Source organism: Pseudomonas sp. MD195_PC81_125, from assembly GCF_014060985.1.
GTDB classification, from domain to species: domain Bacteria; phylum Pseudomonadota; class Gammaproteobacteria; order Pseudomonadales; family Pseudomonadaceae; genus Aquipseudomonas; species Aquipseudomonas parakoreensis.
This window is the reverse complement of sequence record NZ_JABULD010000869.1, coordinates 1-2,081: the sequence shown is the minus strand read 5'-3', so window position 1 is coordinate 2,081 and position 2,081 is coordinate 1. Positions and strand designations below refer to the sequence as shown.

Here is a 2,081-nt window from a genome sequence, read left to right as displayed (position 1 = left end):
AGAGCAATTTGCTTCTAGCCCATCGCAGACGCCTATCGTGGAAGCCTTCGATTGATTCACATACTTTGTCGAGCATTGCTGCACAGAGAGGAAGCTTGCAGAGCTGCTTTTCGAAGCGAGACAGAACATGAAGCTCCCGGCCAATTCTGGTACGCGAGATGCGGACAGGCTTACCCGCAAGAGCATAAAGCGCTTCAGCACACTGACGGACTTCGCCGGCCAGTCTCGCATCGAGGGCAGCGAACATTTCGGCGCTATTTAGACGGGGCGTACGATGGGGGCTTGGGTTTACAGTTGACTCCGAAAGCCACCGCCTATCGTGGCGATACAGCCACGCATACCCCCTGCATGCATGTGCTTTGTAAAAACGATAATCAGCCTCGAAAGCCGTGCGTCTTGCGCATAGCTCAATGTGAAATCTTGCCTCACTCCAAGCACCTTGCCCGCCGGCTACATTTCGGATGTGACGATAGACATACGCCAATGAAACGCCTAGAACGGCAGCGATCTTTTTGGCATCAGCGCCCTCAAGAGCATGTTTCCACACAGCGGCTGACGAACAGTCCATGCCTTCACCGGGCATCACCGGAGAAAGGCGCGTGTGAAGTTGAATGTGAGCTATCGGACCACACGCCACCGCCTGTTTCACCGGGCGTTGACCATGCAGCAAGTTCACCATGTCAATGCCCAGAGCACCGGCCAATAAAATGTATTTGAGCGGGTGGTGGGAGGTTATTGGCGTACGAAGCAGCTTCGTGACCCACGAGGCGGGTGTACCTGCACGAACTTCTCCGAGTATGGAAAATTCCCATTCTTGCGGGAGTGCGGCAAAAAAATCGGCCATGTGCTGCGCCAGCATGTGCATGTGCAAGCGATGGTTATCAGAGGCAAGGTTAAGCTGCGTTGCCCTTTGTAAAAACGTGTAGCGCACCGCCTCCGCTGACAAAGCACTGACTTCAGACTCGATGACCTGAAGTGAGCGCAACGCTATTTCGTGAAGCGGCGGCATGCTCAGCGACGGGGTATCGAGACGTAACGTGTGAGCTTGCACATTCTCATCACTCGGCAGATTGAGTTGTCGAGAGCTGCGGCTGGACCAGCGAGGATCAAGGATACTAAGTGACGTCCCGTGATGCGGACATACCAGCACGCCTGGAAGCATGTGAACCCTGTGCCAGTAAGCAACTCCCCGTTGGGCCTGATCTTGGGCGATACATTCTGGGCATAACCGCACTCGGGAGGCGAATCCAATACGGCTCGCGTTGACGCCCAGCTTCAACATCAAACCCTTCCCATCGGCAGTCATCAGCGTCCGAGCGTGTTCTACCTGGCTCATAGTCAAAAACGGCGCATAGTAGGGTAATAGCGTGTGACGCATAAGGACCTCGGCTATCGATAGCTCGGTACCGCTGGGTAGCGCGTCGACAAACTCCCCTAAATGACTTGGGAATGCCACATTTTGCGAAAATGCTGCCGCCGATTTCAGGCCGGCAAATGCTGCTTGGCAATTACGAACACCGCAAAGACGGGCATAGCGAGATATCACGCTGTGCAGCGTCTCATCGGGGAACGCGGTGGGGAAGAAATGGAGTTTAAGGTGCACTTCGCCACCCCCCGACTCACGCTTTGTGATACATCGGTGAGAACTCAAACAAGTCCTCGTTGAGCCAGCCCGCAGCTCGCAGAGCATCGAGGGGAGCGTCCTGTTCGCTTAGGGCTTTAGCCTCTGAGTTTTCCACACCAGTTGCAATAGGCGATGGGTGATCCTTCGCAAGAATGGTTGGAGATTGGTCTGCCGGCTTCTCACGGGACACAACGCTTCGAAGCAAGGCGAGGCGATCCTCTCGTGCCAAACCGTCGAAGACCATCATTTCGCTCAGTTGATCCTCAATCGGCAGCAAATCGTCGAACTGCCGCATCCGCTTCGGATCTCGGCTACGCAGAGCTGAAAGGGCTGGCTTTAGAATCTGCATTTTTGAGTTGCTTACCTTCACCAGGACCTCGGCAGTCAAACACTCCGAGCCACTCTGGACCGCATAACGCTGACTCAATACCAGCAGCTTGACCAGGAAATCTGTGAC

The 2,081-nt window shown here is 54.8% G+C and carries 1 protein-coding gene and 1 pseudogene; both read right to left on the bottom strand.

The annotated features are described in order from the left end of the window. Positions 1-1,603 (bottom strand): TnsD family Tn7-like transposition protein (locus HT737_RS29920; RefSeq protein ID WP_182404624.1); only part of this gene is annotated, 1,603 nt, incomplete at its 3' end. 16 nt (positions 1,604-1,619) lie between these two features. Then, a pseudogene (locus tag HT737_RS29915) lies at positions 1,620-2,081 on the bottom strand (ATP-binding protein); the annotation flags it as partial.